The organism is Pseudomonas sp. FP818 (assembly GCF_030687335.1).
Classification (GTDB): Bacteria; Pseudomonadota; Gammaproteobacteria; order Pseudomonadales; family Pseudomonadaceae; genus Aquipseudomonas; species Aquipseudomonas shahriarae.
Window position 1 is genome coordinate 4,997,805 of the sequence record NZ_CP117427.1, and the last position, 25,144, is coordinate 5,022,948.

Here is a 25,144-nt window from a genome sequence, read left to right on the forward strand (position 1 = left end):
GAGCGCTCAGTATGCCGTGATACGCAGGGTGGTTGCGATCACTTGGCGCGATTGAGTTGGCGCAAGCTGCCAATCACCGACGCCAGCGCGCGGTCGAACAGCAGTGCATCATCCAGGGTGCGGACCCCGCCACGCTTGAACTCCAGGGCCAGCTCCGTGCAGGTTTTTTCCAGGACCTTGAGGCCAGTGCGATTGACAAATATATAGCTGTTGGCCGGGGCAATGATCGCCGTCAGCTTGCAGCGCAGGGTGTTTTCCTCATCTTCACGGAACTCGACCCAACTGCCGATGCGCAATTGCCGGACCTTGAGCAGATCGGGATCGTCCTCTGCCAGCCTGACCGCCTCCACCGGCGGCGCAGCGCCTGAGTTTTCGCGCACTTCGATCAGCGTCACATTGGGAAGCGCCGCCCCCTGGAACGCCTGGGTATGCAGGGCCTGCAACTGAATAAAAAACTCATGGGTCACAAAGGAATCAAACGCCGCCTCGCTCAGCCCCTCACGCAGGGCCTTGAGCAACGCGGGCAATTGTTCCAGCAGGCGGCGGCCGGCTTCGGTGTCTTCACTCAAGCCGACACTCCAGATCAATTCGTCCATGACCCGCAGCCGCGCCTGCCACTGCGGCGAGGGTTGCTCGTGCTTGAGGCATTCGAGCAACAACACCTGGCTCCAGGCCTGTTGCAGGAACTGCACCACAAAGTGCGGCAAGACCTTGCCCCGCAACCGTTGACTCACCGCATCGGCGACCCGCTGCCGCGCCTGTTCGGTGCGGGCGCGCCCTTCTTCGGCGTCGCGGGTACGCTGTTCGAGCAACTCACTGCGGCGGCGCTCGTCCTGGGTAAACGCGGTGAACTCCTGCAGAAGGACGGAGAAAATCGCCGGGTCATCGACAAAGTCGTTCAACAGGCGCTGCACCACCTGCTCGATGCGCACATAAAGACTGTCACGCTGATAGTCATCACGCTTGCCCCAGCCCAAGGCGGCCGTGCCGATTTCATTGAGCAGGCGCCGCGCCGGGTGGCTGCCACGGCTGAAAAAACTCTTGTCCAGCACGGCCACTTTCAACATGGGAATCTGCAGGCGCGCAATCAACGCCTTGAGGGAGTCGGGCAAGGTACGGTCGTCGAGAATGAACTCGAACAACATGGCGATCAGGTTGATCACGTCCTCGTCGGCATCCTCCACCACCCGCGACTTGCCACTCTTGACGCTGACCCGGGTCAGCAGTTCTTCCAACTGGCGGCGCAGGTCAAAATCGTCCTCGACCGCAGGGTCTGGCACATATTGCTGTAAGTGGGAGAGCAGACGCAGCAGGTCGCGGGTGGAAATAGGCTGGGCCTGGGCGCTGGCCTCCAAGGTCGGGGCGACGCTGCCGCGCACTGTCAGCAACAGTTCCTGCAGGGCCGCGAACACTTGTTGCTCACCCTCATCGGCCTGGGCGTCGGCAGTCGGAGCTACCTCCGCCGGCGGGCGGACCCGGCTGGCACGTTCGCCGGGACGTCGTGAGGGTACGGCCTTGAGCTCGGGCAGCACACCCGTGGCCACCAGTAACTGATTGGCCTCGCCGTACAGCAGGTCGGCATCGCTGAGCACGTATTTTTCAAACAGTTTCAAAATGATCAGCTTGACCCGGATCTCCACCCCCAGGCTGCGCCCGGCCCGCAGGAAGTACTCGCAGAGCATCGCCGGGCCCAGGGGGTTTTCCCGATCGTCGAGGTGCTTGCCCAGCAGCGCACCGAGGCGGGCGGTCAGTTGCCCCAGGGCCAGGCCGTCACGGTGCATGACCTTGTCGAGCATGGCCTCCAGGGCCACGGCTTTTTCCAGGTCATCGGCGCACGCGCCGGGCGCTGCTTCGTAGGAGACCGTCGGCAACAGCAACTCGCCTTGCCCGGCCTGCCCCAGGTTGGCAAATGCGTCGAAGAGCTGTTCCATGAACATGCGCTCGAAGTTCTTGCGCTTGAGGCGCAGGTCGCGCATGGCTTCAAAAAAAATATTGTGGTCGGCGCTGCTGCGGGCTTTGTCGGCCATCTCGAACAGAGTGTCGTCGGCGTTATCGAACAACTCCTGCAGCCCCCGGTCGAGTTGCTGCGTGGCCTTGTCACGCACCTGCAGCACAATCACAGGCAGGCGGGCGAGCGGCGACGGCATCGCTTGTGCGGCGATCCTGTTGATCGGCACCACCTTTGCGTCATTGTGCATGCTGGCCTCCTGGAGCGACGGGGTTCGGTTTTGTGAACGATCGCCACAACCACCGATGGAATACCGGTGGCTACCACGATTATTTGTAGATCACCGAGACGTCAAAGCTATGACGCCAATTGCAAGGCGCGAGATTATCTTGCAAATAGACCCTGTAGCGCCAGCAAACTCTGTACGGGCTTTGTAATCAGCCAGGTTATGCCGGCATACCTTGGGTTCGGCGCTGCCATGCCCCTATAATCGAGGCACTTTGTATGTGGAGCCCGCTATGCCGAATCTACGCCTCGCCGACCTCACCGCCGAAATCGAAGCCAACGTGCGCCGCGCACTGCTGGAAGATATCGGCAGCGGCGATATCACCGCGCAACTGATCCCGGCCGAACGCCTGGCCAAGGCCACGATCATCACCCGTGATGCTGCGGTTATCAGTGGCACCGCCTGGGTCGATGCCGTGTTCCGCCAGTTGGACCCACGGGTTGCCGTGCATTGGCAGGTACGCGACGGTGAACGCGTCAGCCCCAACCAGGCGCTGTTCCACCTCGAAGGGCCTGCCCGCTCATTGCTGACCGGCGAACGCAGTGCACTGAATTTCCTGCAACTGTTGTCAGGCGTGGCCACCCGCGCGCAGTACCTGGCAGACTTTGTCGCCACCACCCAGGTCAAGCTGCTGGACACCCGCAAGACCCTGCCGGGGCTGCGCCTGGCGCAAAAGTACGCGGTGACCTGCGGCGGTTGCCACAATCACCGCATCGGTCTGTATGACGCGTTCCTGATCAAGGAAAACCATATCGCCGCCTGCGGGGGGATTGCACAGGCCATTACTGCCGCCCACAAGATCGCCCCGGGCAAGCCGGTGGAAGTCGAAGTGGAAAGCCTGGAAGAGTTACGCGAGGCCCTGGCGGCAGGTGCCGACATCATCATGCTGGATGAGTTGAGCCTGGACGACATGCGCGAAGCCGTGCGCCTGAACGGCGGCAAGGCCAAGCTGGAAGCCAGTGGCGGGATCAACGAAAGCACTTTGCTGCCCATTGCCGAGACCGGCGTGGACTACATCTCTATCGGCGCGATGACCAAGGATGTGAAGGCGGTGGATCTGTCGATGCGGCTCAGTATCTGAGTCGCTGCAAACTTCAAGCTGCAAGGGCGCGTGGCGACACTTGCAGCTTGAAACCTGCCGTGGCTTCTAAACCACCAGATTGTTCATCTCGCAATACTCTTCCCACTCGACACCCAGCACCTCGGCCGCCTCTTTGTGCAGGGCCAGGCGCGCAGCTTCGAATTCTTCCGCTGTGCAGGTGTACTTGAGGGTCAGTTCCCAAGGCTGGAAGCCCTGGCTCTCGGCCTCGTCCTCGAATGCCCACTGGATCTGGTCGCGCTGATCATCAGCGCTCAGGTCCTTGATCTCTTCCTTAAGCTGCGCCGACTCCTCGAGGTATTTCTTGAGGGCTTCTGCGTGCCGCACTTCCTGGGTCATTTCTGTCGTGGTCATGTCGTTCTCTTAGATCGAAGGAATGGGGATGCATCTGGGTCATCAAGGTTGCGCAGATACAAAAGAACGGGCACGAATACCGGTTCGTCTGGCCTTCAGAACCATTCTGGGATCATCTGAAAACTGTGGTGCCTTTTTGCCCGAGACAGGAATCGAACCTGCGACCTTCGCGTTACGAGTGCGCTGCTCTACCAACTGAGCTACACGGGCTGTGGGCTAAAGCTAGCACTGCAATGGGCGCCCGGCAACTTACCGAATGTGCGGCGCAATGACTCCCTGGACCCAGAAGCGCGGCTGCAAATGGCTTTTGGCAATGTCGATATAGTGCTGGCTGCGCTCGGTGGCGCCTGGCAGGTCGCGGTACACGACAAATACCAGCAACGCCACCGACAGCACAGCCGACACCTGCCAGGCCCCGCGCAACAGCGGCATCGGCTCGACAACCGGCGTGCGCCACGGATGCAATGCCATCAACCAACCCACCACTAGCGCCAACCACAGTTGCGAATAGGGCATCACGATAATCCCGTCGACCATCGCCTGCACCGTCGCGCCCAGCAGCGCGGCGAATAGACACAGGCGCAGCAGGTCTTGCGGTGCACCTGACGGCCCTTGCCGATGAATGACCCTCAGTGTGGCCCAGCCGCCGCGCAGCGCCAGCAACGCGACGCACAGGGCCGAGGGCACGCCCCACTCACTGGCCCACTGCAGGATTGCCTGGTGCGGATGGGCGGCAATCGGGTTGGGGATATCGGCAAAGTGCATCGGCCCGAAACCGAGCCACGGCCGTTCGCGGATCATGTCCCAGGCTTGCCACCAGATCACTTCACGACCCGAAAGGCTGGTGGTAAGGCGGTCCTTGGAAAGACTGGCAATTTCCAGCCCCAGGTAAGGCGCCAATACCGTGAACAACAACCCGTATAAAACCAGCCCGCCACACAGCGCAGCCAACTGCCAGGTCAACCAGCGACGCCCCGCCGCCCCCAGAAAAGCCAGGACCAGTGCCGCAACGCCGAAGCCCAGCCAGGTGCCACGGGTGCCGCCACTGATTGCAATCAACCACCATGCACACAACAGGGCGAACACCAGCCCACGCGCCAACCGCGAGGTGCCCGTGAGCAGCAGCGGCAACGCCAGCAAGGGCAAGGTAAACGTCTGGAACTGGCCGTAGAAACGCTTGTTGGAGAACCCGGAAAGCAGCAGGTCGGTGTCCAGTGTCGGTTCGCCACTGGTAAACGCCAGGACGCCCGCGTACCCATATTGCAGGCTCTTGATCAGGCACAGCAGCAACACAAACAGGATCAGCACCTGATCCAGGGTTTGATCGCCATTGCGTCGCAAGCGGGCAAAAGCTGCGGCAATCACCCCGCAGGTGATCATCAGCGCCCACTCGGTCAACGCCCAGAGAGGCTGGTGGGCCAACAACGAAGAGATCAGGCCCAGGCCGAACACCAGCCCCAGGCCGATAGCGGTGGGTCTGTCGACCAGGCGCCCGGCGGGAGTCGCCAGGCCATAGAGCAACGCACACACAGCCACGCCGACCTGCAGCACACGCTGCCAGTCATGACCACTGAAGGACAGGGTGATGCCCAGCAGCAAAAGGCTCAGCGCCATCACCAAAAACACGCTTCCTCGCTGTTGCACGGATAACGTCATGGGCACCCCTTACTTCCCTGTGAAGTGCCTGGGAGCCCGTCACGCCAGGCCCCCATCACTGATTTAGGTGGCCCGGGCTCAGTTGCCAGCCGTGCAACCCTTTGCAACGTACTGCTCGTCAGCGTTGGTGGTGCACTTCCAACCGTCACTGGCACTGCGCGCCAGGGTAATGAGCTTGCCCTGGACAGGCGCAGGCGCATCGAGGATCTCACAGGCAATCGAACCCGTCCCCGCAGCCACATCGCCCGCCACGCTGATCACGCAATTGGCGGTCGGGCTGGTGCCGCCGATCAGCGTCAGCGTGGGTGCCGTGCCCTGGTTGAAGGTGTCTTCGAAGCCCGCCTTCAACGCCGAGACTTCCGCCAACCCCGCAGTGAACTTGGCCTTGGCCTGGTGCTTGGTATACATGGGCAGGCCAATCGTGGCCAAGATGCCGATGATCGCCACGACGATCAACAACTCGATCAAAGTAAAGCCGTTCTGACGCATCACATTCACTCTCCAGAATAAAACCCATCGCAAGGCACCTCCTGCGCCCTGCCCTCAACAACCGCGCCAGTGTACTCATCCGCGCCGGGCCAGGCCCTCACAAGACGCACAATCTGACATTTTTCCCTTGCCCAATCGCCTGACGGACACACAGCCCTGACTAAGCTGTAAATCGTCACCTGTCGATGAGCCGTAGCACCCCATGAATGATGTCACCGTAAACCCGGCCCCCACCGCCACCTACGCCTGGGAAGGCACCCTGCGCAATGGCCGCAAGGTGTCCGGCGAAACCCGAGGGCATAGCCCGGCCGTGATCAAGGCCCAATTGCGCCGACAAGGGATCAATCCGGTTCGGGTCCAGATGCGCTCCAGCCTCCTGTCTGGCCTGCGCAACCCCATCACCCCAGCCGATGTTGCGCTGTTCACCCGCCAACTGGCGACCCTGCTGAAGGCGGGAATCCCCCTGCTGCAAGCCTTCGACATGATCGGCGAAGGCTTTGAAAACCGGGCCATGCGCACAATGGTCCAGGGATTGAAGCAGGAGATTGCCGCCGGCAACAGCCTGACCGGCGCGCTATTGAAACAACCGCAGTGCTTCAACGCCCTGTATTGCAGCCTGATCGCGGCCGGCGAACAGGCCGGCACCCTGGAAACCCTGCTGGAGCGGGTCGCCACCCACCTGGAAAAAAGCCAACGCCTCAAGGCCCGGATCAAGAAAGCCATGACCTATCCACTGGTGGTCCTGCTCGTGGCCACCCTGGTCAGCAGTATCTTGCTGATCCACGTCGTGCCCCAGTTCGAAAGCCTGTTCGCCGGCATCGACACGCCGCTGCCGCGCTTTACCCTGCTGGTTATTGTGCTGTCCGAATTCATGCAAAGCGCGTGGTGGATGCTGTTGCTGGCCGTGGCGGCGACTACTTGGGGCATACGTCGCAGCTATCGTCGACACAGTGGTTTTCGCCTGTGGCTGGACGCCGGTTTGTTGAAAGTGCCATTGGCAGGCACACTGCTGAAAAAAACCGCTGTCGCCCGCTACGCTCGCACCCTCGCCACCACCTTTGCCGCCGGCGTACCGCTGGCACAGGCGTTGGATTCAGTGGCGGGAGCCGCCGGCAACGAACACTTCAAACAAGCAGTCACGCGTATGCGCCAGGACGTAGCAATAGGAATGCAATTGAATCGAACCATGACCGCCAGCGGCCTGTTCCCTGGCATGGCGATCCAGATGACAGCCATCGGCGAAGAATCGGGCGCACTGGACAGCATGCTGGAGAAGGTCGCCGACCATTATGAAACGGACGTCGACAACCTGGTGGACAACCTGACCAGCCTGATGGAACCGCTGATCATGGTGGTGCTCGGCAGCATTGTCGGGGCGCTGGTGATCGCCATGTACCTGCCGATCTTCCAGCTCGGCACGGCGTTTTGAACATGACCCTGGACCTCCTCCTGACCCTCCATCCCTGGCTGTTCGTCTGGGCTTCACTGGTGCTGGGGCTGATCGTCGGCAGCTTCCTCAACGTGCTGGTCTGGCGCCTGCCAAAAATGCTCGAGCGCGACTGGCGCGCCCAGGCCCATGAAATACTCGGCCTGCCCCCGGAACCCGGCGGCCCGACCTATAACCTGTTGCACCCCAACTCCTGCTGCCCGCACTGCTCACAGCCGATTCGCCCGTGGCAAAACATCCCGGTGCTCAGCTACTTGCTGCTGCGGGGGCGCTGCGCGCAGTGCCACGGTTCCATCAGCCCACGCTACCCGCTGACCGAACTGGCGTGCGGGCTGCTTTCGGCATTTATTGCCTGGCATTACGGCTTCGGCTGGCCAGCCGCTGGCGTGCTGTTCTTGAGCTGGGGCTTGCTAGCCATGAGCCTGATCGACGCCGATCACCAACTGCTGCCGGATGTGCTGGTGCTGCCACTGCTGTGGCTGGGGTTGATCCTCAATTATTTCGAGTTGTACACGACCCTGCCCGATGCCCTGCTGGGCGCGGTTGCCGGTTACCTGAGCCTGTGGTCGGTGTTCTGGCTGTTCAAGTTGTGCACCGGCAAGGACGGCATGGGCTATGGCGACTTCAAGCTGCTGGCCCTGCTCGGTGCCTGGGGCGGTTGGCAGATCCTGCCGCTGACGCTGTTGCTGGCATCGCTGGTGGGGGCGATCGCAGGGGTGATTGTCTTGCGCATACGCAACGCGCAGACGTCAGTGCCCTTGCCTTTTGGTCCCTATCTGGCGATTGCCGGCTGGATTGCATTGCTCTGGGGTGGTCAAATAACCGACTTCTATTTGCAGTCTGTCGGTTTCAGATGACCACTTCTGTCGCAACACCCTGGATTCTTGGCCTGACGGGCGGCATCGGCAGCGGTAAAAGCGCTGCGGCCCAGCACTTTATCGACCTTGGCGTGGACCTTATCGACGCCGACCATGCCTCGCGCTGGGTGGTGGAACCCGGCCGCCCGGCGCTGGCGAAGATTGCCGAGCACTTCGGCGGCGAGATCCTGCTGCCCGATGGCCAACTGGATCGCGCGGCCTTGCGCAAGCGCATTTTCGAGGCGCCGCAAGAACGCCTGTGGCTTGAGGCCCTGCTGCATCCGTTGATTGCCGACGAGATCCGTAGCCATCTGGCCCGCGCCCGCTCACCCTATGCGATCCTGGTGTCGCCGTTGTTGATCGAGTCGGGCCAGCACACCATGACCCAGCGCATCCTGGTGATCGATGTGCCGCAAGCAACGCAGATTCAGCGTACCCTGCTGCGCGACGGCATCAGCGAAGAACAGGTGCAGGCGATTCTCAAGGCCCAGGCCTCACGGGAAGACCGTTTGCGCCAAGCCGACGATGTACTGGTCAATGATCAGGACCTGGCCTGGCTAAAGGCCGAGGTCGAGCGACTGCACCACTTTTACCTTACTTTGCGTGGAGGCCGAACATGAGCCAACCCTTGACCGTCGAATGCCCAACCTGCGGCGCCCCCGTGGAATGGAAAGCGACCAACCTCAACCGGCCATTCTGCTCGGATCGCTGCAAACTGATCGACCTGGGCGCCTGGGCTGCGGAAGAACACAAGATTCCGGTCAGCCCGGACGCCGAAGACGAATTGTTCTCCGAAGACCTGCCACCGCGCGCCCACTAAGGCCGCATAAAACCGTAATCCTGCTGGTCGTCGAGGTTTTCCGCGAGAAATTGCAACTCGTCGGCCAGGTCTTCGGCACTGCGCACGCCTTTGCTCTGCTGCACCACCGCGCTGAGCAAGGCGCGCAGGCTCAGACCCGGGTCAAAACCGATTTCCTGCGCTGCGTCCTGGCTTCTGCGCAACTCCTGCCGTGCCCACTCGTACACACTCATGATCGTGCTCCTGGAAGTTTCGCAGAGCATGCGACCACTTTTGCATGGCACCCTTGATTTGGATCAAGGGCGCGAATTGTCGTCTTTCCAGGGCGCCGAGAGGTAGCGCGTGCGGTTGAACGTCTCAAGCCACTCCGGGCAAAACACCACCAGCGCACTGATCACGGTGCCGTTGATAAAGGCTTCGGGAAAGATGATCAGCCACAGGTAACCGATAAAATCCTCGATCCACTCCGGCATGGCGAAGCGGCCGTCCAGCCACAGCAGGCCCAGGCCCGCCAATAGGCACAACAACGCCGACAGAGCAGCGGCAAAAAAACCCGAACAAAAGATATACACAAAAGGATTGCGCGGCTGCGCCCGTTCCACCAGCAGCGCGCACGTCTCTGTCACCAACACCGGTAGCAGGACCAGCAGCGCGCCATTGACCCCGACCGCCGCCAAGTCCTGGCGCCCGAGCAGCACCAGGCCCAACTGTGCCGCCAGCCCACCGACAATCGCCAAGGGCCAGTCGAGCAGCAGGGTCACGGCGGTCATGCCGATAAAGTGGTAGGACACCCCGGTATCGAAGTCCCGACGCACCAGCCACAGCATGAACAGCGCCAACACCGTGCCAAACAACAGGTGCTGGCGGCGCCGGTCGGCAAACAGTTCGACCCAGGACGAGCGCAGGATCGCCCAGACAATTACCGGCGCATACAGCAGCCAGCCCAGCCACAGGGTTTGCGGCGCCAGCACGGCGGCACTGATCACGGCTGCACCTGCTCCAGGGCCTGGCGCAGCTCGGCGGCAGTCGCGTATTCATGGCGCGCAACCAGCTTGCCGTCTTCGAGTTGCAACCACAGCACTTTATCCACAGGCGCCGGATAACGCGGAGCGATCCGCGCATCACGGTCAAGCATCACCCGGTAGTTGTAGGCTTGCATCGCCGGGACGGCAAAGAGCTTGGCGATCAGCCTCGGCATACGCTGGATATCGGCGACAAACACCACATGGCGCGCCTCCAGATACCCCTTGGGCTGGCCCTGCAAGGCCGCATCCACCAACTTGGCGGCATCCATGCTGCGCGCCACCAGCAAGACCTGCGCCTGGTTATCCAGGGTATAGGCCTGGTCGAATTGATCGAGCAGGGTCCACGGCGCCAGCCGCTCCCCGAGTTCAACCGCCTGAGCCCACAGGGGCAAAAGGCTGAGCAACACCGTAAGCAAAAACTTCACCGCGAACTCCTTGTGCAAAACCGTCGACAGAACCGCCAGTCTACACCGAGCCTTTTCACACGGGACTTCCTGCAGTCATCATTTGAACGCTAAGCTGCAAGCATGGATGACTCAGATTATTTGCGCCTGCTCACCATAGCGGCCGAACAAGCCAACGCGTTCCTGTCCAATGCCCGCAAATGGGAGCGTGAGCGTTGGGTCTGCCAGCGCCTGCTGCAAGGCCTGAATGTGCCGTACCGCGCCGAAGAGTTTCATGCCGCCGGTCAGGAGCCGCCGGACGTACTGTTTCGCGATGCCAGCTTCGAAGTGTTTTTTGTCCTCGATGAAGGCCGGCGCCTGAATGACGAGTGGCGCGACGAACTGGTGCGTCGGCGCAGCGCTTTTTCCCTGAGCCAACTGGTGCGGCGCGAGGCCAAGCCCAGGCGCATTCCCGCTCATGAATTCCTGCTGCGCCTGGCCCCGACCCTGCGCAAGAAAGCCCATAACTACAAAGAACGCGGCATGGACCTGGGAGAGCTGGATATCATCGCCTTCGCCAGCCTCAAGCGCGAAGTGCTGGACCTCAACAGCCATTTCCCGCCGCCCACCGAATACCTGCGCCAGGGCTGGCGCTCGCTGTCGTTGGTCGGCCCGACCTTTGCGCGGGTGCTGTTCGCCCATCCCGACGCACCGGATTTCTTGCGCAACAACCTGGGGCGCAGCATAGTGTTCGATGTGGGTATCAGCCTGTAACGTGATGCCCTTTTGCAACGTCTCCCTGACGAGGCCTTTATGACCAGCCGCCTGAACCCTGACGACCAACAACATGTCGAAGAGTACCTGCAACTGTCCCAGCACCAGGTTGAGCGCAAGCCTTTCCGGCCGTGGCTGCTCCTTGGGGTGGTACTGGTTGTGGTGATTGGCCTGGGCGTCCTGAGCCGCCTTTTGAGTTACCTGACGCTATGAGCTGCCTGGCGCTCGCTCGGGTAACTGCACCGATTTCTTTTAGCCTTGCGAGATACCCCCATGACCCATCGTATTATTATCGTCGGCGGCGGCGCCGGCGGCCTGGAGTTGGCTACCCGCCTGGGTAAGACTCTGGGCAAGCGCGGTACCGCCAGTGTCACGCTGGTGGATACCAACCTGACCCATATCTGGAAGCCCCTGCTGCACGAGGTGGCCGCCGGCTCGCTGAACTCCTCTGAAGACGAACTCAATTATGTTGCCCAGGCAAAATGGAACCACTTCGAGTTCCAGCTGGGGCGCATGAGCGGGCTCGATCGTGAACAGAAGAAAATCCAGCTGGCCGCGACCCTCGATGAAGAAGGCCGGGAACTGGTGCCTGCGCGCGTGCTGGGTTACGACACCCTGGTGATTGCCGTCGGCAGCACCACCAATGACTTCGGTACCGAAGGCGCGGCGCAGCACTGCCTGTTCCTCGATACCCGCAAGCAGGCCGAACGTTTCCACCAGCAATTGCTCAACCACTACCTGCGCGCCCATGCCGGGCAAACCGATGTGGTGGAACAGATCAGCGTGGCAATCGTTGGCGCTGGCGCCACCGGCGTCGAACTGGCCGCCGAGCTGCACAATGCGGCCCACGAACTGGCGGCCTATGGCCTGGACCGGATCAAGCCGGAAAACATGTACATCACCCTGATCGAAGCCGGGCCCCGGGTATTGCCGGCCCTGCCAGAGCGAATCAGCGGGCCTGTGCATAAAACCCTGGAAAAGCTCGGGGTGACGGTGATGACTAACTCGGCTGTGAGTGAAGTCACCGCCGACAGCCTGATTACCAGCAGTGGCCAGGTGATCCCTGCCAGCCTCAAGGTCTGGGCGGCGGGGATTCGCGCGCCAGGTTTCCTCAAGGACATCGACGGCCTGGAGACCAATCGCATCAACCAGCTGCAGGTGCTGCCAACCCTGCAGACTACCCGTGACGAGAATATCTTCGCCTTCGGTGACTGCGCGGCCTGCCCGCAACCGGGCACCGACCGCAACGTTCCGCCACGGGCGCAAGCAGCGCACCAACAGGCGTCGCTGCTGGCTAAATCGCTGAAGTTGCGCATCGACGGCAAGGCGCTGCCCAGCTACAAGTACACCGATTACGGCTCCCTGATCTCGCTGTCGCGTTTTTCGGCTGTGGGTAACTTGATGGGCAACCTGACCGGCAGTGTGATGCTCGAAGGCTGGCTGGCGCGGATGTTCTATGTGTCGCTGTACCGCATGCACCAGATGGCGTTGTACGGGTTCTTCCGCACGATGATGTTGATGCTGGGCAGCAAAATCGGACGGGGCACCGAGCCGCGGCTCAAACTTCACTGACAATACGGTTCCGGACGGGGCGCAAGCGAGGCGATTTTATAAGCATGCGCGCCCTGCCCTCCCCTGTGGGAGCTGTCTCGCCCTGCGAGGCTGCGATAGCGGTGTGCCAGGCGACATGGCAGTGACGCCGCCATCGCAGCCTCGCAGGGCGAGACAGCTCCCACCTTTGATCACCATGCACCTTCAGGTTTTGCGCAGGCAAAAAAAATCCCCGTATCTTTCGATACGAGGATTTTTAATATGGTCGGGGTAAGGGGATTCGAACTCCTGACATCCTGCTCCCAAAGCAGGCGCGCTACCGGACTGCGCTATACCCCGGTAAAAAAAAGGCGACCTTTTCAAGTCGCCTTCTTCGATCAGGGCTTTTGGCCTCTGATCTTAAGATTCGATTCCAGCGTTAACTGGTCTCAAAAATGGTGGGTCGTGTGGGATTCGAACCTACGACCAATTGGTTAAAAGCCAACTGCTCTACCAACTGAGCTAACGACCCAAATATGGTCGGGGTAAGGGGATTCGAACTCCTGACATCCTGCTCCCAAAGCAGGCGCGCTACCGGACTGCGCTATACCCCGGTTTGAAATTGGCTCCGTGACCAGGACTCGAACCTGGGACCCAATGATTAACAGTCATTTGCTCTACCGACTGAGCTATCACGGAACTACATATTTCAAAGTACTACGGTGCTGCTTGCTACCTTCTCTTCGACTTGTTCGTATCGCTACGTTCGTGTCTCTGAGGCGCGCTATTCTACAATCTTAAAAACCCCTGTCAACCCTTTAAATTGCTTTTAAGACAATGATTTGCGCTTCTTTCTGATTTCTCCTTGGGGAGAAGAAACCCGTGGGCTGACGTTGCTGCGGGGCGCACTTTACAAGCCTTTGCCTTACAGTTCAACGCCCTATCGAAAAAAAAGGCCCCGCAATGCGGGGCCTCTGCTCATAACCACCCAATTCGGGCTTAGTGGAAGACGATTTCGTCGTTTTCCACGGTGGCCTTGACGCTGGTCCCCGGGATAAAGCTGCCCGACAGGATCAGTTGGGCCAGCGGGTTCTCGATCCAGCGCTGGATCGCACGCTTCAACGGCCGCGCGCCATACACCGGGTCGTAGCCGACGGCGATCAACTTGTCCAAGGCCTCGCTGCTCAGTTCCAGCATCAGCTCGCGCTCCGCCAGACGGCTGCGCAGGCGGCCCAGTTGGATCTCGGTGATACCGGCGATCTGATCCCGCGCCAAAGGCTCGAAGATCACGACCTCATCGACCCGATTGATAAATTCCGGGCGGAAGTGACTGGTCAGCGCATCCATTACCGCAGCACGCTGGCCTTCACGATCACCGACCATCTCCTGGATCTGTACCGAGCCCAGGTTGGAGGTCATCACGATCACCGTATTACGGAAGTCCACGGTACGTCCGTGACTGTCCGTCAGCCGGCCATCTTCCAACACCTGCAGCAACACGTTGAACACATCCGGGTGGGCCTTCTCGACCTCATCCAGGAGGATTACCGAGTAAGGCTTGCGCCGTACCGCTTCGGTCAGGTAGCCGCCTTCCTCGTAGCCCACATAGCCTGGTGGCGCCCCGATCAAACGAGCCACGGAATGTTTCTCCATGAACTCGGACATATCAATGCGCACCATCGCCTCTTCTGTATCAAAGAGGAACTCGGCCAGGGCTTTGCACAGCTCGGTCTTACCCACACCGGTCGGGCCGAGGAACATGAACGAGCCGCTCGGACGGTTCGGGTCGGACAAGCCGGCGCGGGAACGCCGCACCGCGTTGGACACTGCCACCACGGCCTCTTCCTGGCCAATCACGCGTTGGTGCAACAGGCTTTCCATACGCAACAGTTTGTCACGCTCGCCTTCCAGCATTTTCGACACAGGAATGCCGGTCCACTTGGACACAACCTCGGCAATTTCTTCCTCGGTCACCTTGCTGCGCAGCAACTGGTTTTCGCTGTGGCCATGCTGGTCGACCATTTGCAGGCTGCGTTCCAGGTCCGGGATCACCCCGTACTGCAACTCGGCCATGCGGTTCAGGTCGCCTTTACGGCGGGCAGCTTCCAGTTCCTGGCGCGACTGCTCGATCTTCTGCTGGATCTGTGCGGAACCCTGTACTTCGGCTTTTTCCGAGGTCCAGATTTCTTCCAGGTCCGAATACTCACGCTCCAGACGGCCGATTTCCTCCTGGAGTTTTTCCAGGCGTTTCTTCGCCGCGTCATCGTCTTCTTTTTTCAGCGCCTGGGATTCGACTTTCAGTTGAATCAGGCGACGCTCCAGGCGATCCAGTACTTCAGGCTTGGAGTCGATCTCCATGCGAATCCGGCTGGCCGCTTCGTCGATCAAGTCGATGGCCTTGTCCGGCAACTGACGATCAGTGATATAGCGATGGCTCAATTTGGCCGCCGCAATGATCGCGCCATCAGTGATTGCCACGCGGTGGTGGACCTCATAACGCTCTTTCAGGCCACGCAGGATCGCGATGGTGTCTTCTTCGCTCGGTTCTTCCACCAGGACTTTCTGGAAACGACGTTCAAGGGCCGCGTCCTTTTCAATGTACTGGCGGTACTCGTTGAGCGTGGTAGCCCCCACGCAATGCAACTCACCCCGAGCCAGTGCAGGCTTTAGCATGTTGCCTGCGTCCATCGAGCCTTCACCTTTACCGGCGCCGACCATGGTGTGCAGTTCGTCGATAAACAGAATGATCTGCCCTTCCTGCTTCGACAGCTCGTTAAGCAGGGATTTCAGACGCTCCTCAAACTCACCACGGAACTTGGCACCGGCAATCAAGGCCCCCATGTCCAGGGACAGCAAACGCTTGCCCTTGAGGCCGTCCGGCACTTCACCATTAATGATGCGCTGGGCCAGGCCCTCGGCGATGGCGGTTTTACCCACCCCAGGCTCACCGATCAGCACCGGGTTGTTCTTGGTGCGGCGCTGCAGGACCTGGATGGTGCGACGAATCTCGTCGTCACGCCCGATTACCGGGTCCAGCTTGCCGTCTTCGGCGCGCTTGGTCAGGTCGACGGTGTATTTGTCCAGGGCCTGGCGCGACTCCTCATGATTGGGGTCATTCACCGCGTCGCCGCCGCGCAGGTTGTTGATGGCATTTTCCAGGGCCTTTTTGCTCACGCCCTGGCCCAGCAACAACTTGCCGAGCTTGCTGTTTTCATCCATGGCGGCGAGCAGCACCAGTTCGCTGGAGATGAACTGGTCGCCTTTCTGCTGGGCTAGGCGATCGGCCTGGTTAAGCAGGCGCGCCAGATCCTGGGACATATTCACGTCACCCGTCGGATTCTGGATTTTCGGCAGTTGGTCGAGCTCTTTGCTCAACTCCTTGCGCAGGCTGTTGACATCGAAGCCCACCTGCATCAACAGGGGCTTGATAGAACCACCCTGCTGTTCGAGGAGTGCCTGCATCAAGTGCGCGGGCTCGATGGCCGGATGGTCGAGGCCAACGGCCAGGGATTGGGAATCCGATAACGCCAATTGTAATTTGCTGGTTAAACGATCAATACGCATTAGTCACCTTCCTTTTGAGCAGGCCGGAGCTATGTGCGAGCGAGCTTGCTCGCGAGAAACGCATCCTGAATGAAGAAACCTGCCAGATACCCCTATAGATGGGGGGGATTCTGGAACATTCAAGCCGGCAATGCTTGATATGGATCAGGAGAGTCTAGCGTTCGAGCCAGATCAGGGAGGCAAATCGACCGGTACGCGGGCTGCGCCGGTAAGAAAAGAAGCGCGGGTCAGTCACGGTGCACAAACCGCCACCGTAGACAGCGGTGATACCACGCGCAGCCAGGCGCAGGCGCGCCAGCTGGTAGATATCAGCCAGGAACTTGCCAGGGTTGTGGCTGGGAACGAAAGCCTGCGCGGTTTGCGGGTGTTGCTGCATAAAGGCTTCACGCACTTCCGGGCCGACTTCAAAGGCCTTTGGGCCAATCGCCGGGCCCAACCACACCAGTACGTCGGCAGGCGCAGCATCCAGGCTGTCGGCGGCCGCTTCCAGCACACCCGCCGCCAGGCCACGCCAACCGGCATGGGCGGCAGCAACACGAGTTCCGGACTTATTGCAAAACAAGGCCGGCAGGCAATCGGCGGTCATCGCCGTGCAGGCGATGCCGGGCGTACCGGTCCAACTGCCGTCGGCCTCGGCAATCCGTTCCGGATCGGCCTCGACCACGACCACACCATGCACCTGGCGCAACCAGGCGGGCTGGATAGCAAATGCGGCGGTGAGACGACGGCGATTTTCAAGCACAGCTTCAGGGCTGTCCTCGACATGATCGCCTAAGTTGAGGCTGTCGAACGGCGCCAGACTGACGCCGCCCGCACGGGTGGTGACGCAGGCTTTGACCCCGGCCGGCGCAGGCCAGTCAGGAATCAGCCAGTCATTCATCCGACAAAGGCCTCGCGGTCCTGCTTGAGCAACGACAGCAACCAGACAAAATCGTCGGGCAGAGGCGATTCCCAGCTCATCCGCTCACCGCTCGTCGGATGATCCAGCTCCAGGAAGCGTGCATGCAGCGCCTGGCGCGGGAACGACTTCAGCGACTCGACCATGGTCACACTGGCGGCCGGCGGAATACGGAAGCGACCACCGTAGGCCGGATCGCCGACCAACGGGAAGTTGATATGCGCCATATGTACCCGGATCTGGTGGGTACGGCCGGTTTCCAGCTTGACCCGCACATGGGTGTGGGAACGGAAACGCTCCAGCACGCGGTAGTGGCTGACGGCCTGCTTGCCGCCCTCCATCACCGCCATGCGCTGGCGCTGCTGGCCGTGACGACCGATAGGCGCGTTGATCTTGCCACCGGCCACGACCACACCAATCACGATGCACTCATAGATGCGGCTGACACTGCGGCTCTGCAATTGTGTGACCAACTGCGTCTGCGCCTGAATGGTCTTGGCCACGACCATCAGACCAGTGGTGTCCTTGTCCAGGCGGTGGACGATGCCGCAGCGCGGGACATTGATGATGTCCGGCACATGGTGCAACAAGGCATTGAGCAAGGTGCCATCAGCGTGCCCGGCCGCCGGGTGAACCACCAGGCCTGCGGGTTTGTTGATCACCAGGATGTCGTCGTCTTCATAGACGATATCCAGCTCGATGTCCTGGGCGATCCATTCTCCCTGGGCTTCCTGCTCGGCAGTCAGCTCAAGAACCGAACCGCCATGCACTATGTCTCGCGGGCGGATAACCGCTCCATCCACAGTCAGGCGGCCGTCTTTGATCCAGGCGGAAAGGCGCGAGCGCGAGTGCTCAGCGAATAGTTGTGCGGCGACTTGATCGAGGCGTTGGCCGCCCAATTCGGACGGCACCTCTGCGCGAAGTTCAATTTTATCGGACATGCTCAGACTAGGCGTGGCACAGCCTTTGGTTTCGGCTGCGCGCTTGTGGTTAAATACGGCGTCTTTTGCCCCGAGGCTTTCATCGGGGCGCTCATCATAACAGGACGGCCCCGCCCAAGACAGCGGCCGTCATAGGGACGCAAGCCGCCATGCAAGTGAAACACCTGCTGCTGATCGCCATCCTCGCCATGACTGCTGCTTGCTCGTCAACAAAGGACGTCGTCGACGAAAACCTCAGTGAAGTCGAGCTGTACCAGCAGGCTCAGGCCGACCTGGACAACAATAGCTACACAAGCGCCACGGCCAAACTCAAGGCCCTGGAGTCGCGTTATCCGTTTGGCCGCTATGCCGACCAGGCCCAGCTCGAACTGATCTATGCGAACTACAAGAACGCCGAGCCGGAAGCTGCCAAGTCCGCTGCCGAGCGTTTTATCCGCCTGCACCCGCAGCATCCGAACGTGGACTACGCCTACTACCTCAAGGGCCTGACCTCGTTTGACCAGGACGTTGGCCTGCTGGCGCGCTTCCTGCCGCTGGACATGACCAAGCGTGACCCAGGTGCCGCGCGCGACTCCTATAACGAGTTCGCCCAGCTGACCAGCCGCTTCCCCAACAGCCGCTACGCGCCGGACGCCAAGCAGCGCATGATCTACCTGCGCAACCTGCTGGCTTCCTACGAAATCCACGTAGCCCACTACTACTTGACGCGCCAGGCCTATGTCGCCGCCGCCAACCGTGGTCGCTATGTGGTGGAGAACTTCCAGGAAACCCCTTCCGTGGGTGACGGCCTGGCAGTGATGACCGAGGCTTACCAGCGCCTGCACCTCGATACCCTGGCCGCTACCAGCCTGGAGACCCTGAAACTCAACTACCCGGACCACCCTAGCCTGCAAGACGGCCAGTTTGTGCCGCAGGTTGCCGAAGCGGACAACCGCTCGTGGTTGAGCAAGTACACCCTGGGCATGATCGAGTCCCGTCCACCGCTGCCGCCGGGCGAAACCCGCGCCAACCAGGACATCCTCAAGCAGTACCAGGATGCCAAGGACGCCATTCCGTCGGAGCTCAAGCCCCATGACGAGAACGGCGACGTGATCGAGGAAGAAGCACCAGAAGCCCTGGGCAATAACCAGGATCGCTCGTGGTTCAGCTACATGACGTTCGGTGTCTTTGACTGAAACCCGTCTTGGCAGCGCAAGAAGGAGCCCCTCGGGGCTCCTTTTTTCATGGCGCGACTTTATTACCCTGTGCGCCGCTAACATCCTTGGCTAAACTGCCGGATTCCCTGTTGAGAAGCTGCCTGCCATGGTTCGTTTACTGTTCTGGATTGCCCTGATTGCTGCTGCGGTATGGTTCTGGCGCAAGTTCAAGCGCCCCGCTTCGACGCAGCAACAGCCCGGCGAACAAGGCGCCGCGCCGATGGTTCGCTGTGCACACTGTGGCGTGCATCTGCCGCAGGACCGGGCACTCAGCCAGCGCCAGGAGTGGTATTGCACCCAGGCGCATCTGGAGCAGGGTCCGAAGTCTATCGAGCGCTGAGTCCTCTGGAACGGTAGGCGCCCCGGTTTATATCCGACCAGTGGGCGCGTAAGGGGCCGGGTCGATCACCGGCTCATGCCCCAGCAGCAAGTCAGCAAACAACTGGCAAGACGCAGGCGCCAATACCAGGCCATTGCGGTAATGCCCGCAGTTGAGCCACAGCCCTTCTAACCCTGGCACCTTGCCGATATAGGGAATGCCCTCCGGCGAACCAGGCCGCAAACCGGCCCAATGCCCCACCACCTCGGCATCCGCCAGGGCCGGAATCAGTTCCACAGCCGAGGCTCTGAGGCTGTCCAGAGCCGATTCGGTCGGTGTCTTGTCGAAACCTTCATGCTCCAGCGTGCTGCCAATCAGGATATGTCCGTCCCGGCGGGGAATCGCATAGCGCCCCTTCGCCAGGACCATGCAGGACAGAAAGTCCGAAGCACACTTGTACAAAATCATCTGGCCCTTGACCGGCTCCACCGGCAGCGTCAGCCCCAGGCTGGCGAGCAGCTCACCACTCCAGGCACCGGCAGCGAGCACTACCTGGTCGCCTCGCACCTCGCCCTGCGCAGTATTGACCCCGACAATGCTGCCGCCCTCCTGGATAAAGCCCTGTACCGCGCACTGCTCATGCAGGGTCACACCCGGCAATGCCAGCAACGCCGCCTTCAGGGACTTGATCAAGCGTGGATTGCGTACATTGGCCACGTTTGCCATATAGATAGCCTCGGCGAACCCCGCGCCCAATACCGGCACCGCGTCACGGGCGGACGACACATCCACCTTGCTCAAGGGCCGGCCTTCCCGCGCAGCCCAGGCCAGGGCGTCGGCCTCGTCATCGAGGTCCAGCCAATACAGGCCCGTGGTATGAACCTCGGGATCCACGCCGGTGGCCGCAAACAGGCGCTGGGCCAATTGCGGGTAAAAATCCTGGGACCAATGGGCCAGCGCCGTGACGGCCGGGCTGTAGCGCCAGGGATATAACGGCGAAACAATCCCGCCACCGGCCCAGGAAGACTCCTGCCCAACCGACGAACGGTCAAGCACCACCACCGTCAGCCCCTGGGTTGCCAGGTTGAACGCCGTCAACAGCCCGATAACACCACCACCCACAACCACGACTTGCTGTTGCTTGGTCATTGTTCGATCCAGCTCATAAAAAGAAAGGAGTGCTCCAGGCACACCGTCGCCCACCAGCGTCATCGCCCCCAGCACTCCTGACGCGTGGTGCCGGGTGCGGCGCCGGGATTGGCCCGCGCGCCAGTGCTGGTCAAACTGAACTCACCACAAGGATCACCCCGCATCGCATCAGCAAAAGGCGTCGCGGTCAGGGTGAAATCCTGGGGGTTCAGCATCACCGTGATTCTATAGCGATCATTGCCGGTGCTGACGCCGCTGGCATCAATAAAAGTGCCATTTCTCACGTAATAGCGCTCCAGATGCTGGGCTTGCTCCGTGAGCAGCCCGACGATTTCTGTGCGGTAAGCCTTTTTCACGTGGGCGGCGTACCCCGGATAAATCACCGCCGCCAAGGTGGCAATGATCGCCAGCGCGATCAATAACTCGATCAAAGTGAACCCCTTGCAATTGCCGCTCATCGTCATGATTACCTACTGGAGTTGTCGCCATAGAATTCGCCGGAATCGCTCACTGGCATCAGCATCCGCGGCTACCCGCGCATAGACGCTTTCCAGAACGGTGCGCGATTGGCCACTGATCCCCACTGCCGTAACCCGATACAACGTCGCTGGGGTGTCGGGCGGCAAATGTGCCAACCCGCTAGCGGGGCCGAGGTTCTGAATACCGTACACACCCGCTTTCATGCCGACCCAGGTGATAGCCGAGACTGGGTCGACGCCTGGCTGGCTGATGGCATACGCCTCGTTCGGCGGGGCACAGGTCACCAGCGACTGGCAGGCCGGCAAACCGAACCCGCGCGCCTGTACAGCCGACTCACCGCGCCTGAGCCCGCTTTCGGCCGCCTGGAACGATTGGTTGCGATGCCTGAGGCTGCCGGCGAGCTGTTCCTGCGACGTCGCGCCCTGCATCGAAGCCAGGCCGATAACCGTCAACAACAGCAGCAATATCAGGCTGATCAACAGCACCATGCCGCGCTGCCCAGGGGCCGGTACCCGGCACTCGCTATTCAAGACGATTACGCACGGCAGCGACGACGCTGTAGACCTGGTCCCGCACGCGACCAAGCGGATCGCGCAGCGTCAACATCACCCGCACACTGCGGATCAGCGACTCGTCGCCGGGATGGCTGTCATAGCGGCTCACGACACTGGACCCTGGCCGGCTGGCCACCCCGAAACTCAACTCAAACGCCCCCACGTTATCCACCAGCACCGCCCTGGCCGGCGCTGTCGGTGTGCTGAGCTTCAACTGCCCTGACTCAAAGGTGTAGGTCAGTTTGCGAACCGGGAAAGCAATCTGCCCAGGACCAGGCTTGGGCGGTACCCCCGAGTAGGCCTGGGCGCTGTCGACACAATTACTGAGCACGGTCCAGTCGGGCCGACTGCCCTGACCGCCGACATCGCCAGTGACCAGGGTCAGGTTGGTTGAGGCACCGCTGACCGCCACACTGATCGGCGTGGAAAAGTCAGCCGGCGCCTGAACAATCGCGGGAAGGGACAGGCAACCGAACATCCCCGCCAGGCGAATCTCCTGAATCATCTTGCCCAGGACAAATCGCCCATCATCCTGCAACAACGCCGAGGCATGCTGGCTGGCTGCGGTGCTTCGGGCGGCCAGCGTTACCTGGACGGCCGCCAGGACCACCACCAACCCCAGGGTCGCCGCCAGCAATGCCTCGACCAGGCCAAAACCCGTACTGGAGCGCCTCATCGCGCAGGCCTCGGATCGACCGCGACGCGACTGGTCAGGGTGAATGTTTCCCGGGCGCCGCCGGCATGGGCTGCGCGTGAGTCGTCCCAACTGATGCTGATGGTGACTTCGCGCTGGCTGATCGCAATCGAACCTTTGGCGGTATCGCCGGCCAAGTGGCGGATATTGGCCTCGAAGTCGTGCAAGTCCAGGTCCCGGACACTCGCGGCCAAGGTGTTGGCGAGCGAGATATCCTCGCCTCCCCAGGAATAGTCGGCGGCGGCATTGGCGCGAATCCGGTCAAGCATGTCGTAGGCAACGAAGCTCGCCTGGCTGATCATCCTGGAACTGTCGGTGTACTTGAGCGCATTCAGCTGGATCAGCCCGGCCCCCAACAGGCCAACGCCGAGAATCAACAGCGAAACCAGCACTTCGATCAGGCTCATACCGATCTGTTGTGTGTCGGTCGGGGGTGTACAAGACGTTACCAGGCAAGCTCGCATAGCCATCGTCATCCTTGTCGAGGGTCATCCAGACGGCCGAGATAGCCGTGCGTTGCCCAAGACTAGCGCCGCTGTTGTCGTCGCGCTGCCCCTCGGAATAAAGGGAAATACTTTGGACAGGAAGGCCATCACTGCCCCCCCACGCAGTGCCGCTATAACTAGTTCAGGCACACGGTCCACGGAGGGACTAGGTATGAAACAACGCGGTTTCACATTGATCGAATTGCTGCTCGGCTTGATCGTCAGCGGCATCCTGGCGCAATTGGCGGTACCCGGCTTCAAGAGCCTGCTGGACTCACAAACGCGACTGAGCGCCGCGCAGACACTGGCGTCAGGCTTGCGCTACGCCCGCACCCAGGCCATTGCGCGCAATCGAACGGTGATCATCCACGCGCTGGATGATGACTGGAGTCGGGGCTGGAGGGTGGTGGTGGACATGAATGGCCGCGGTCATCTGGACGACGACAACCCCGTACTGCTGGAACGCCAGGACAATGGGCGGATCCCCATTGTGGGCAATACCCCGGTGCGCACGCAGATTCGCTTCAGCGGTTTGGGCGAACCCCTGCTGTCTGCGGGTGGGTTTCGCGCCGGCACCGTGCATGTGTGCTCAACGGACCAGCCGCTGAGCCTGCATCAAGTGGTGCTGGCGCCCACCGGCCGCATCAGCCTGCGCAGCGACAAGGCCGAGCAGGCCTTGTGCCGGGGCTACGATGATCTGGGGCTCAGAGCAGCGAACGAACCCGCAGCTCCTTGGGCATGGAGAAAGTGATGTTCTCTTCGCGCCCTGACAACTCGTCGGCACCTGTCGCGCCCCACGCCTGCAACTGCTGGATCACGCCACGTACCAGGACTTCCGGCGCCGAGGCGCCCGCAGTGATGCCAATGCGCTCGACACCGTCGAACCAACTGCGCTGCAGGTCTTCGGCACCGTCAATCAGGTACGCCGGGGTAGCCATGCGTTCGGCCAGTTCACGCAGCCGATTGGAGTTGGAGCTGTTAGGGCTACCGACGACCAGCACCACGTCACACTCGTCGGCCAGTTGCTTGACGGCGTCCTGGCGGTTTTGCGTGGCATAGCAGATGTCGTCCTTGCGCGGCCCACCGATGGCAGGGAAACGGGTACGCAGGGCGTCGATGACCCGGCTGGTGTCATCCATCGACAAGGTGGTCTGGGTCACGAATGCCAACTTCTCAGGGTTATGCACTTGCAACTCGGCGACGTCTTTTTCGTCTTCCACCAGGTAGATCGCGCCGCCATTGCGGGCGTCGTACTGACCCATGGTGCCTTCGACTTCGGGGTGACCGGCGTGGCCGATCAGAATGCACTCACGGCCGTCGCGGCTATAGCGCGCCACTTCGATATGCACCTTGGTCACCAGCGGACAGGTCGCATCGAAGACTTTCAGGCCACGGCCTGCGGCTTCGGTGCGCACTGCCTGGGAAACGCCATGGGCGCTGAAGATAACGATGACGTCGTCCGGCACTTGATCCAGTTCTTCGACAAAAATGGCGCCACGGGCGCGCAGGTCTTCTACCACGAACTTGTTATGGACCACTTCATGGCGCACGTAGATCGGCGGGCCGAAGACTTCCAGGGCGCGATTGACGATTTCGATCGCCCGGTCCACCCCGGCGCAGAAGCCACGGGGGTTGGCGAGTTTGATTTGCATGCTGGGCCTCGTGTCTTTGTGGGAGCTGGTCTGCCTGCGATAGCAACGCCTCGGTGCAACTGGTACGCCGAGGGGTTGCTATCGCCGGCAAGCCAGCGCCTACAGGAACCGGTTTCGTCAGTTAGAGCGCTTTAACGTCGATGATTTCAACATCAAAGGTCAAGGTCTTGCCGGCCAACGGGTGATTGAAGTCGATGGTCACCTGAGTGTCATCGAAGGTTTTGACCACACCGGGCAGTTCGGTATTCGCCGCATCGTTGAAGATCACCAGCAAGCCTTCCGACAGCTCCATGTCCTGGAACTGCGAACGCGGGATGATTTGTACGTTCTGCGGGTTGGGCTGGCCAAAGGCGTTTTCCGGCGGGATCTGCAGGTTGCGCTTGTCACCGGCCTTGAAGCCGAACAGTGCCGTCTCAAAACCCGGCAGCAGGTTGCCATCGCCGACCTTGAAGGTCGCCGGGGCTTTATCGAACGTGCTGTCGACCGTGTCGCCATTCTCCAGGCGCAGTGCGAAATGCAAGGTGACTTCCGTGTTCTGGCCAATGCGTTGTTCGGCCAATACTTG

General features: G+C 61.0%; 28 protein-coding genes and 5 tRNA genes. 11 read left to right on the forward strand and 22 right to left on the reverse strand.

The features are described from left to right. Positions 1-38 precede the first annotated feature (38 nt). Positions 39-2,198 carry a DUF1631 domain-containing protein gene (locus PSH80_RS22665; RefSeq protein ID WP_305418375.1) on the reverse strand — a complete coding sequence of 720 codons (2,160 nt, stop codon included), beginning with the start codon at positions 2,196-2,198 and terminating at the stop codon, positions 39-41. A gap of 268 nt (positions 2,199-2,466) precedes the next feature. Between PSH80_RS22665 and nadC the strand changes: the two genes are divergently transcribed. Continuing rightward, positions 2,467-3,315: a carboxylating nicotinate-nucleotide diphosphorylase gene (nadC, locus tag PSH80_RS22670; protein ID WP_057958406.1), complete on the forward strand. Its 849-nt coding sequence runs from the start codon at positions 2,467-2,469 to the stop codon at positions 3,313-3,315. A gap of 66 nt (positions 3,316-3,381) precedes the next feature. On the opposite strand, the gene PSH80_RS22675 is transcribed toward nadC, so the two are convergent. The 4 genes from PSH80_RS22675 to PSH80_RS22690 form a co-directional block, all read right to left on the reverse strand. Next, on the reverse strand, positions 3,382-3,687 hold the full coding sequence (locus PSH80_RS22675) for a DUF6388 family protein (RefSeq protein WP_057444407.1): 306 nt from the start codon (positions 3,685-3,687) through the stop codon (positions 3,382-3,384). A 137-nt stretch (positions 3,688-3,824) separates the two neighbouring features. Next, positions 3,825-3,897: transfer RNA gene (locus tag PSH80_RS22680), tRNA-Thr, on the reverse strand. Positions 3,898-3,936: 39 nt separating this feature from the next. After that, positions 3,937-5,343, reverse strand: a complete 1,407-nt coding sequence (locus PSH80_RS22685) for an O-antigen ligase (protein ID WP_170044038.1) — start codon at positions 5,341-5,343, stop codon at positions 3,937-3,939. Positions 5,344-5,421: 78 nt separating this feature from the next. Next, on the reverse strand, positions 5,422-5,832 hold the full coding sequence (locus PSH80_RS22690) for a pilin (protein ID WP_057958404.1): 411 nt from the start codon (positions 5,830-5,832) through the stop codon (positions 5,422-5,424). 202 nt (positions 5,833-6,034) lie between these two features. Between PSH80_RS22690 and PSH80_RS22695 the strand changes: the two genes are divergently transcribed. Genes PSH80_RS22695 through yacG form a run of 4 tightly spaced genes read left to right on the forward strand, consistent with a single transcriptional unit; the run spans position 6,035 to position 8,956 of the window. Then, positions 6,035-7,261: a type II secretion system F family protein gene (locus tag PSH80_RS22695; RefSeq protein ID WP_305418381.1), complete on the forward strand. Its 1,227-nt coding sequence runs from the start codon at positions 6,035-6,037 to the stop codon at positions 7,259-7,261. Between the two features lie 2 nt (positions 7,262-7,263). Continuing rightward, a complete protein-coding gene (locus tag PSH80_RS22700; protein WP_120734166.1) occupies positions 7,264-8,136 on the forward strand; it encodes an A24 family peptidase in 873 nt (290 codons plus the stop codon). Further along, positions 8,133-8,756, forward strand: coding sequence for a dephospho-CoA kinase (gene coaE / locus PSH80_RS22705; protein WP_057958402.1), 624 nt, complete (start codon positions 8,133-8,135; stop codon positions 8,754-8,756). Before PSH80_RS22700 ends, coaE begins: the two co-directional genes overlap by 4 nt. Further along, positions 8,753-8,956, forward strand: coding sequence for a DNA gyrase inhibitor YacG (gene yacG, locus PSH80_RS22710; RefSeq protein ID WP_032861907.1), 204 nt, complete (start codon positions 8,753-8,755; stop codon positions 8,954-8,956). Before coaE ends, yacG begins: the two co-directional genes overlap by 4 nt. Here yacG and PSH80_RS22715 read toward each other — a convergent pair. The 3 genes from PSH80_RS22715 to PSH80_RS22725 form a co-directional block, all read right to left on the reverse strand. After that, a complete protein-coding gene (locus PSH80_RS22715) occupies positions 8,953-9,168 on the reverse strand; it encodes a hypothetical protein (protein WP_057441062.1) in 216 nt (71 codons plus the stop codon). The two genes, yacG and PSH80_RS22715, sit on opposite strands and share 4 nt — an antisense overlap. Positions 9,169-9,231: 63 nt before the next feature. After that, on the reverse strand, positions 9,232-9,921 hold the full coding sequence (locus tag PSH80_RS22720; protein WP_057958401.1) for an energy-coupling factor ABC transporter permease: 690 nt from the start codon (positions 9,919-9,921) through the stop codon (positions 9,232-9,234). Then, the gene (locus PSH80_RS22725; protein ID WP_057441067.1) at positions 9,918-10,385 is read right to left on the reverse strand and encodes a hypothetical protein; all 468 of its coding nucleotides are present in this window, start codon (positions 10,383-10,385) and stop codon (positions 9,918-9,920) included. Before PSH80_RS22725 ends, PSH80_RS22720 begins: the two co-directional genes overlap by 4 nt. A 102-nt stretch (positions 10,386-10,487) precedes the next feature. On the opposite strand from PSH80_RS22725, the gene PSH80_RS22730 reads away from it, so the two are divergent. From PSH80_RS22730 to PSH80_RS22740, 3 genes are read left to right on the forward strand one after another with little or no spacing between them, the layout of a single operon-like run. Continuing rightward, positions 10,488-11,117, forward strand: coding sequence for a DUF1780 domain-containing protein (locus PSH80_RS22730; RefSeq protein ID WP_057441069.1), 630 nt, complete (start codon positions 10,488-10,490; stop codon positions 11,115-11,117). Positions 11,118-11,156: 39 nt separating this feature from the next. Then, complete coding sequence (locus tag PSH80_RS22735) at positions 11,157-11,330, forward strand: DUF3094 family protein (protein WP_057441071.1); 174 nt, start codon at positions 11,157-11,159, stop codon at positions 11,328-11,330. A gap of 60 nt (positions 11,331-11,390) precedes the next feature. Beyond that, the gene (locus PSH80_RS22740; protein WP_057441073.1) at positions 11,391-12,689 is read left to right on the forward strand and encodes an NAD(P)/FAD-dependent oxidoreductase; all 1,299 of its coding nucleotides are present in this window, start codon (positions 11,391-11,393) and stop codon (positions 12,687-12,689) included. A gap of 241 nt (positions 12,690-12,930) precedes the next feature. Here PSH80_RS22740 and PSH80_RS22745 read toward each other — a convergent pair. The 7 genes from PSH80_RS22745 to rluD form a co-directional block, all read right to left on the reverse strand. Then, a tRNA-Pro gene (locus tag PSH80_RS22745) sits at positions 12,931-13,007 on the reverse strand. Between the two features lie 96 nt (positions 13,008-13,103). Beyond that, a tRNA-Lys gene (locus PSH80_RS22750) sits at positions 13,104-13,179 on the reverse strand. Positions 13,180-13,184: 5 nt separating this feature from the next. Then, positions 13,185-13,261 (reverse strand) — tRNA-Pro (locus tag PSH80_RS22755). 9 nt (positions 13,262-13,270) lie between these two features. Then, positions 13,271-13,346, reverse strand: a tRNA-Asn gene (locus PSH80_RS22760). 300 nt (positions 13,347-13,646) lie between these two features. Continuing rightward, positions 13,647-16,211, reverse strand: coding sequence for an ATP-dependent chaperone ClpB (gene clpB / locus PSH80_RS22765; RefSeq protein ID WP_057441075.1), 2,565 nt, complete (start codon positions 16,209-16,211; stop codon positions 13,647-13,649). Positions 16,212-16,365: 154 nt separating this feature from the next. After that, complete coding sequence (pgeF, locus tag PSH80_RS22770; RefSeq protein WP_057958400.1) at positions 16,366-17,091, reverse strand: peptidoglycan editing factor PgeF; 726 nt, start codon at positions 17,089-17,091, stop codon at positions 16,366-16,368. Beyond that, positions 17,088-18,050: a 23S rRNA pseudouridine(1911/1915/1917) synthase RluD gene (gene rluD, locus PSH80_RS22775; RefSeq protein ID WP_029292014.1), complete on the reverse strand. Its 963-nt coding sequence runs from the start codon at positions 18,048-18,050 to the stop codon at positions 17,088-17,090. The genes pgeF and rluD overlap by 4 nt, the downstream gene beginning before the upstream one ends. Before the next feature lie 149 nt (positions 18,051-18,199). Here rluD and PSH80_RS22780 point away from each other — a divergent pair, with 149 nt between their 5' ends. Together PSH80_RS22780 and PSH80_RS22785 are read left to right on the forward strand one after the other, a co-directional pair. Then, positions 18,200-19,225, forward strand: coding sequence for an outer membrane protein assembly factor BamD (locus PSH80_RS22780; RefSeq protein ID WP_057441077.1), 1,026 nt, complete (start codon positions 18,200-18,202; stop codon positions 19,223-19,225). Between the two features lie 127 nt (positions 19,226-19,352). After that, the gene (locus PSH80_RS22785) at positions 19,353-19,586 is read left to right on the forward strand and encodes a PP0621 family protein (RefSeq protein ID WP_057958399.1); all 234 of its coding nucleotides are present in this window, start codon (positions 19,353-19,355) and stop codon (positions 19,584-19,586) included. Between the two features lie 27 nt (positions 19,587-19,613). On the opposite strand, the gene thiO is transcribed toward PSH80_RS22785, so the two are convergent. From thiO to pilV, 5 genes are read right to left on the reverse strand one after another with little or no spacing between them, the layout of a single operon-like run. Continuing rightward, positions 19,614-20,714: a glycine oxidase ThiO gene (gene thiO, locus PSH80_RS22790; protein ID WP_057958398.1), complete on the reverse strand. Its 1,101-nt coding sequence runs from the start codon at positions 20,712-20,714 to the stop codon at positions 19,614-19,616. 59 nt (positions 20,715-20,773) lie between these two features. Then, on the reverse strand, positions 20,774-21,172 hold the full coding sequence (locus PSH80_RS22795; protein WP_057958397.1) for a type IV pilin protein: 399 nt from the start codon (positions 21,170-21,172) through the stop codon (positions 20,774-20,776). A 12-nt stretch (positions 21,173-21,184) separates the two neighbouring features. Continuing rightward, positions 21,185-21,682 carry a PilX N-terminal domain-containing pilus assembly protein gene (locus PSH80_RS22800; protein WP_057958396.1) on the reverse strand — a complete coding sequence of 166 codons (498 nt, stop codon included), beginning with the start codon at positions 21,680-21,682 and terminating at the stop codon, positions 21,185-21,187. A gap of 34 nt (positions 21,683-21,716) precedes the next feature. Next, entirely contained in the window at positions 21,717-22,424 is a 708-nt protein-coding gene (locus PSH80_RS22805; protein WP_169989535.1) for a PilW family protein, read from the reverse strand. Beyond that, a complete protein-coding gene (pilV, locus tag PSH80_RS22810) occupies positions 22,421-22,906 on the reverse strand; it encodes a type IV pilus modification protein PilV (protein WP_350338785.1) in 486 nt (161 codons plus the stop codon). The genes PSH80_RS22805 and pilV overlap by 4 nt, the downstream gene beginning before the upstream one ends. Before the next feature lie 193 nt (positions 22,907-23,099). On the opposite strand from pilV, the gene PSH80_RS22815 reads away from it, so the two are divergent. After that, the gene (locus tag PSH80_RS22815) at positions 23,100-23,678 is read left to right on the forward strand and encodes a GspH/FimT family pseudopilin (protein ID WP_057444403.1); all 579 of its coding nucleotides are present in this window, start codon (positions 23,100-23,102) and stop codon (positions 23,676-23,678) included. Here the strand turns inward: PSH80_RS22815 and ispH are convergent. Both ispH and fkpB read right to left on the reverse strand, forming a co-directional pair. Then, positions 23,632-24,579 carry a 4-hydroxy-3-methylbut-2-enyl diphosphate reductase gene (gene ispH, locus PSH80_RS22820; protein ID WP_057441092.1) on the reverse strand — a complete coding sequence of 316 codons (948 nt, stop codon included), beginning with the start codon at positions 24,577-24,579 and terminating at the stop codon, positions 23,632-23,634. The two genes, PSH80_RS22815 and ispH, sit on opposite strands and share 47 nt — an antisense overlap. A 121-nt stretch (positions 24,580-24,700) precedes the next feature. Beyond that, positions 24,701-25,138: an FKBP-type peptidyl-prolyl cis-trans isomerase gene (fkpB, locus tag PSH80_RS22825; RefSeq protein WP_169959852.1), complete on the reverse strand. Its 438-nt coding sequence runs from the start codon at positions 25,136-25,138 to the stop codon at positions 24,701-24,703. Positions 25,139-25,144 lie beyond the last annotated feature (6 nt).

Coding starts and splice junctions, on each gene's coding strand:
- PSH80_RS22665 (WP_305418375.1), bottom strand. CDS start 2,198: ATGCACAATGACGCAAAGGTGGTGCCGATCAACAGGATCGCCGCACAA.
- nadC (WP_057958406.1), top strand. CDS start 2,467: ATGCCGAATCTACGCCTCGCCGACCTCACCGCCGAAATCGAAGCCAAC.
- PSH80_RS22675 (WP_057444407.1), bottom strand. CDS start 3,687: ATGACCACGACAGAAATGACCCAGGAAGTGCGGCACGCAGAAGCCCTC.
- PSH80_RS22685 (WP_170044038.1), bottom strand. CDS start 5,343: ATGACGTTATCCGTGCAACAGCGAGGAAGCGTGTTTTTGGTGATGGCG.
- PSH80_RS22690 (WP_057958404.1), bottom strand. CDS start 5,832: ATGCGTCAGAACGGCTTTACTTTGATCGAGTTGTTGATCGTCGTGGCG.
- PSH80_RS22695 (WP_305418381.1), top strand. CDS start 6,035: ATGAATGATGTCACCGTAAACCCGGCCCCCACCGCCACCTACGCCTGG.
- PSH80_RS22700 (WP_120734166.1), top strand. CDS start 7,264: ATGACCCTGGACCTCCTCCTGACCCTCCATCCCTGGCTGTTCGTCTGG.
- coaE (WP_057958402.1), top strand. CDS start 8,133: ATGACCACTTCTGTCGCAACACCCTGGATTCTTGGCCTGACGGGCGGC.
- yacG (WP_032861907.1), top strand. CDS start 8,753: ATGAGCCAACCCTTGACCGTCGAATGCCCAACCTGCGGCGCCCCCGTG.
- PSH80_RS22715 (WP_057441062.1), bottom strand. CDS start 9,168: ATGAGTGTGTACGAGTGGGCACGGCAGGAGTTGCGCAGAAGCCAGGAC.
- PSH80_RS22730 (WP_057441069.1), top strand. CDS start 10,488: ATGGATGACTCAGATTATTTGCGCCTGCTCACCATAGCGGCCGAACAA.
- PSH80_RS22735 (WP_057441071.1), top strand. CDS start 11,157: ATGACCAGCCGCCTGAACCCTGACGACCAACAACATGTCGAAGAGTAC.
- PSH80_RS22740 (WP_057441073.1), top strand. CDS start 11,391: ATGACCCATCGTATTATTATCGTCGGCGGCGGCGCCGGCGGCCTGGAG.
- clpB (WP_057441075.1), bottom strand. CDS start 16,211: ATGCGTATTGATCGTTTAACCAGCAAATTACAATTGGCGTTATCGGAT.
- pgeF (WP_057958400.1), bottom strand. CDS start 17,091: ATGAATGACTGGCTGATTCCTGACTGGCCTGCGCCGGCCGGGGTCAAA.
- rluD (WP_029292014.1), bottom strand. CDS start 18,050: ATGTCCGATAAAATTGAACTTCGCGCAGAGGTGCCGTCCGAATTGGGC.
- PSH80_RS22780 (WP_057441077.1), top strand. CDS start 18,200: ATGCAAGTGAAACACCTGCTGCTGATCGCCATCCTCGCCATGACTGCT.
- PSH80_RS22785 (WP_057958399.1), top strand. CDS start 19,353: ATGGTTCGTTTACTGTTCTGGATTGCCCTGATTGCTGCTGCGGTATGG.
- thiO (WP_057958398.1), bottom strand. CDS start 20,714: ATGACCAAGCAACAGCAAGTCGTGGTTGTGGGTGGTGGTGTTATCGGG.
- PSH80_RS22795 (WP_057958397.1), bottom strand. CDS start 21,172: ATGAGCGGCAATTGCAAGGGGTTCACTTTGATCGAGTTATTGATCGCG.
- PSH80_RS22800 (WP_057958396.1), bottom strand. CDS start 21,682: ATGGTGCTGTTGATCAGCCTGATATTGCTGCTGTTGTTGACGGTTATC.
- PSH80_RS22805 (WP_169989535.1), bottom strand. CDS start 22,424: ATGAGGCGCTCCAGTACGGGTTTTGGCCTGGTCGAGGCATTGCTGGCG.
- pilV (WP_350338785.1), bottom strand. CDS start 22,906: ATGCGAGCTTGCCTGGTAACGTCTTGTACACCCCCGACCGACACACAA.
- PSH80_RS22815 (WP_057444403.1), top strand. CDS start 23,100: ATGAAACAACGCGGTTTCACATTGATCGAATTGCTGCTCGGCTTGATC.
- ispH (WP_057441092.1), bottom strand. CDS start 24,579: ATGCAAATCAAACTCGCCAACCCCCGTGGCTTCTGCGCCGGGGTGGAC.